This window comes from Methylobacterium sp. Gmos1, assembly GCF_053764715.1.
On sequence record NZ_JBSNCC010000050.1, the window covers coordinates 1 to 5,003 of the forward strand.

General features: G+C 73.0%; 3 protein-coding genes and 1 rRNA gene. 1 reads left to right on the forward strand and 3 read right to left on the reverse strand.

Features of this window, described 5'->3' with window-relative positions:
- Positions 1–96 (forward strand): 5S ribosomal RNA (rrf, locus tag ACS5PV_RS32630); the annotation flags it as partial.
- Between the two features lie 315 nt (positions 97–411).
- On the opposite strand, the gene ACS5PV_RS32635 is transcribed toward rrf, so the two are convergent.
- The 3 genes from ACS5PV_RS32635 to ACS5PV_RS32645 form a co-directional block, all read right to left on the reverse strand.
- Entirely contained in the window at positions 412–2,424 is a 2,013-nt protein-coding gene (locus ACS5PV_RS32635; RefSeq protein WP_455399463.1) for an ATP-binding protein, read from the reverse strand.
- Between the two features lie 143 nt (positions 2,425–2,567).
- Positions 2,568–4,106, reverse strand: a complete 1,539-nt coding sequence (locus ACS5PV_RS32640; RefSeq protein ID WP_455399464.1) for a YifB family Mg chelatase-like AAA ATPase — start codon at positions 4,104–4,106, stop codon at positions 2,568–2,570.
- 198 nt (positions 4,107–4,304) lie between these two features.
- On the reverse strand, positions 4,305–5,003 hold a 699-nt coding region (locus ACS5PV_RS32645), incomplete at its 5' end, for an ISAs1 family transposase (RefSeq protein ID WP_455399465.1).

Consider the following 5,003-nt stretch of genomic DNA (forward strand, 5'->3'; position numbering starts at 1 on the left):
GTCTCAAACCCGATCCCATCTCGAACTCGGCCGTTAACCGCCCCAGCGCCTATGGTACTGTGTCTCAAGACACGGGAGAGTCGGTCACCGCCAGACCTGCCAAGCACGTCACACGTTCCCTCGTCACGACCCTCACGAACAAAGCCCGCCAGGACATCCTGGCGGGCTTCGTCGTGTTCGGGGAGCGCCATCGCGCAGGCATCGCGCTTCTTCCCGCGAGCGGTTCGGCCACCCAGGCGACTTCCCGGCGGCGGCGCGCCAACGCAATGGTGGTCAGGGACCGCGTCTCGGCGTGCACCGGTTGCAAGGCCGGATGGGTCCGGGAAAGGCCGTTCTGACACCGTGCCTCGGGGACGGGGGTGCGCCGCGGGGAGTCGCGCCCCCTCCTGCCATTGCCGTTTGCCGCTCTCCTCACGCCGCCTGCGCTTCCAGGAGTGGCGGCAGGGCCTTGAGGTCGAGGGGCTTCGACAGGAAGCCGTCGAAGCCGGCCGCGAGGGCAGCGGCCTGGTCCTCGGCCTGGACATTGGCCGTCAGCGCCACGAGGCGCAGGCGCGGGAGGCCGTTGGCCTGCTCGTGGGCGCGCACCTGCCGCGCCGCTTCGAGCCCGTCGAGGATCGGCATGCGGATGTCGACCAGCGCGAGGTCGAACTGGGTCGCCGAGGCCGCCTCCTGCATCCGCGCCACGGCCTCCGCCCCGTCCCGGGCCCAGAGCACGACGGCGCCGAGGCGCTCCAGTGCCTTGGTGGCCAGCAGCGCGTTGATCGGGTTGTCCTCGGCGAGCAGCACCCGAGGCCGGCGCGACGACGGAGGCAGGTTACCTTCCTGCGCGCTCGGCGCGCGGGTGGGCGGCGGCGTCGGCTCGGCGAGGCGAGCGAGGAGCGAGGTGAGGCGCACCGGCTTGATCAGGTAGCGGTCGAAGCCGGCCGCCGCCGGGGAGCCGAAATCGCGCCGATCGAACGGCGACAGCAGCACGATGCTGCGTCTCACGCCCGCCCGCCGGGCCGCCGCCGCGATCCCACGGACCGTGGCGTCGCCGAGCGCCCTGTCGGCGATCACGGCCGCGAATGATTCGGCGGACATCGCCGCGATGGCCTCCGCCGCGGTCTCGACCACCACGGCCTCGGCGCCGGCCCGGCCGAGGCGGCGGGCGATGTAGGGCGCCTCGAAGGCCGCGGCCGCCACCACCAGGACGCGCCGCCCGGCGAGGCTCGGCGGCTGCGGCCGGGCCCGGCCGGGGCTCTCGCGCAGCGGCAGGTGAACCCGGAAGCAGCTCCCCTCCCCCGGCCGCGACGCGACGTCGAGCCGGCCGCCCATGCGGTCGACGAGGCGCCGGGTGATGGCGAGACCGAGGCCCGTGCCCTCGTGGCGCCGGCTGGCGCTGCCGTCGCCCTGCTCGAATTCCTGAAAAAGCACCGGCAGGCGCTCCTCCGGGATGCCCGGGCCGGTATCGTGCACGGCGACCGTCAAGCCATCCTCGGCCCAGGAGGCGGTGACGCCGACGCCGCCGGCCTCCGTGAACTTCACCGCGTTGCCCGCGAGGTTGATCAGGATCTGGCGCACCCGGTCGGCGTCGCCGATCAGCAGGGCCGGCAGCGCCTCGATGTCGGCGGCGATCTCCAAGCCCTTGTCCTGGGCACGGGGCGCCAGCAGTTCCACGACGCTCTCGACCAGCGCCGCCGGATCGAACGGCTCGGCCGCGAGGTCGAGGCGCCCGGCCTCGATCTTCGAGAAGTCGAGGATGCCGTCGATGAGCGACAGCAGCGCCTCGCCGGAGGTCTTCACCGCCTCGGCATAGGTGCGCTGCTCGGGGCTCAAGGGGGTTTCGAGCATCAGGTCGGCCATCCCCATGATGCCGTTGAGCGGCGTGCGGAACTCGTGGCTGACGCTGGCGAGGAAGCGCGATTTCGCCACGCTCGCGGCCTCGGCCCGGCTGCGCGCCTCCTCGAGCGAGCGGGCGGATTCGACCCGCTCGGTGACGTCCCGGCCGGCCCGCAGCACCTCGGCCCGCCCGTCGCGGCCAGGCGTCACGGTCTCGACGAAGGCGAACCAGCGCACGGGCCCGCCGCCCGCCGGCAGGATCGCGAGGTCGACGAGGCGCGCCCCGTCGGCGCGCTGGCGCATCTCGCCCCGCTCGACCACCTCGACCTCGCGCGTCGTGCCGAGCAGCGCGTCGGGCGTGGTGCCCAGAAGGGCGGCGAAGCCGTGGTTGGCGAAGGTGATGCGCCCTTGCGCATCGCGCTGGACGACGAGCTCGATCTGCGCCTCGACCAGGCTGCGGTAGCGCTCCTCGCTCTCGGAGGTGCGCCAGACGAGATCGTGCAGGCGCTCGACCTCGCCGAGGGTCCGGATCCGGCGGCCGCTCCAGCGCACCGCCAGCCAGGCGAGGGCGAGAAGGCCACCGATCGCCGCGAAGAGCCACCCCATCCCGCAAATCCTCCCGGACACCCGACGAGGCGCGAGAGTGGCGGACGGAGCTGAAAGATGAGTGGGGAAAGTGGCTTAGCGGGGCGCTCAGTGCATCGGCGCAATCCGACGGGTCACGGCAAGGCGGCGTTAAGCACGAGGCCTCACGCGGCGGCCGGGCGCCGGTCCTGGCGGCTGCGGTAGGACAGGGCCTCGGCGAGGTGAAGCCGGCGCACCCGCGCCTCGCCGTCGAGATCGGCGAGCGTGCGGGCGACGCGCAGGACCCGGTGGAAGCCGCGGGCGGAGAGCCGCATGGCGTCGGCCGCGTCGCGGATCAGCGCCATCCCTTCCGCGTCGGGCCGCGCCGCCTCCTCGATCAGGGTTGCGGGGCACGAGGCGTTGGTGGTGCCGGCGGGCTGGCCGGCTTCCGCGTAGCGCCGCTCCTGGCGCAGACGCGCCGCGGCGACTCGGGCGGCGGCCTCCGTCGAGCCCTCGTCCGGCGGCGGCAGGATCAGGTCGGCGGCGGTGACCGCCGGCACGTCGATCTGGAGGTCGACCCGGTCGAGGAGCGGGCCCGAGAGCCGGGCCTGGTACTGCGCGACGCAGCGCTCGTTGGGCCCGCGCCGGCAGGCGAAGCCCGGCTCGGTCGCCTGGCCGCAGCGGCACGGGTTCATCGCCGCGACGAGCTGGAACCGGGCCGGATAGGTCACCCGGTGGTTGGCCCGCGCGATCATCACGGTGCCGGTCTCGAGGGGCTGGCGCAGGGAATCGAGCACCTGGCCGTTGAACTCGGGCAATTCGTCGAGAAAGAGCACGCCGCCGTGGGCGAGCGACACCTCGCCCGGCCGGGCGCCGATGCCGCCGCCGACGAGCGCCGCCATCGAGGCGGAGTGGTGGGGCGCGCGGAACGGCCGGCGATTCGACAGCGCGCCGTCCTTCAGCGTGCCGGCCACCGACTGGATCATCGAGACTTCGAGCAGTTCGCGCGGCCCAAGCGGCGGCAGGATCGAGGGCAGGCGCGAGGCGAGCATCGACTTGCCGGCGCCGGGCGGGCCGTTCATCAGGAGGTTGTGACCGCCGGACGCCGCGATTTCCAGGACGCGCTTGGCGCCCTCCTGGCCCTTGATGTCGCGCAGGTCCGGCAGGGCGCCGGCGGGCGCGGCCACCGCCGGCACCGGCCGGGCCATCACCTGCGTGCCCTTGAAGTGGTTGGCGAGCTGGATCAGCGAGCGCGGTGCCAGCACGTCCATGTCGCCGGCGGCCCAGGCCGCCTCCGGCCCGCTCGCCGCCGGGCAGATCAGGCCGAGGCCGCGGGCATTCGCCGCCATCGCGGCCGGGAGCACGCCGGCCACCGCCGTCAGGCTGCCATCGAGAGCGAGCTCGCCCAGCACGCAATAGCCCGAGAGCGCGTCGGCCGGCAGGGCGCCGATGGCGCACATCATGCCGAGCGCGATCGGCAGGTCGTAGTGCGAGCCTTCCTTCGGCAGGTCGGCCGGGGCGAGGTTGACGGTGATGCGCTTGGCCGGCAGCGCCAGGCCGGAGGCGATCAGCGCCGAGCGCACCCGCTCGCGCGATTCCGCCACCGCCTTGTCGGGCAGGCCCACCACCGTGAAGGCGACGGCGCCGGGCGTGATCTGCACCTGCACGTCGACGGCGCGCGCCTCGATCCCCTCGAAGGCGACGGTAGCGACGCGGGTGACCATGCGGGAGAGGCCTTCGGGCTGGCAGTCCTGCCGCAAGGGTAGATCGCGGCCGGCACCGGCACAACCCAGATCCGCAAAACAGTTTTCCGGGTCGGGGGACTGGCACGCGCGGCCCGGCCTCGGCATGCTCGCGTCCCACGGCCACCGGCCCCGCCCCACCGGTCTCGTATCCAGAGTCGCCGCGGTTCGCAGGGCCATTCAAAGAAAGCCTTGCTGAGCGGCTTTGATGGCGTGGTTCCTGTTTTCGGCGAAGGCTTCGCGGGTTGCGCGCAGCGGTCCGGGGGCGTCATTCACGAGGTGGAGCATGGCATTGCGCAGCGCAGCGATGGCCTGCGGGCTAGCACCTGTGCGGATGCGGCTGTCATCCTCGCGAAGGATCACGTCGCGACGCCAGTGCAGGCGGTTCTCGATCAGCCAGTGGTCGCGCCAGAGCGCCAGCAGGGCATCGGGGTCGGCTTGCTCGGGCGTGAGGCTGGTGACCGCGTAGGCGATCTCACGGCTGATCCGACCCTTCGTCTCACGGACCCGCTCGATCCGGCAGATCTGGGCGGCCCCCGGCCAGCCGAGATGGGCCACGCATTCGCGGCTGACGCTCAGGCGCCGCGTCTCGATGCGGCCGTGCCCTTTCTCGACGACCGACGCGCTGAGGGTCAGGTCGGGGGCGGGCTGGCGCGCGTCAGCGGACGCGTGGGCGGCGCCGCTCGTCTTGAGCGCTTTGAGCAGCGCCGGGGGGAAAGGCGTCGCCGAAGGCGAGGCCTGGGATTGCCCCGTTTCTGGTTCTTGCTCACTTTGCGTGGATGGCGGTGGATTGCCTCGGGCCGATGATGGTCTGATCCGCCCTCCCCATCGTGGGAGGCATGAACACTCCCTTCGCCATCCCCGAGTGCCGCGTTGCGC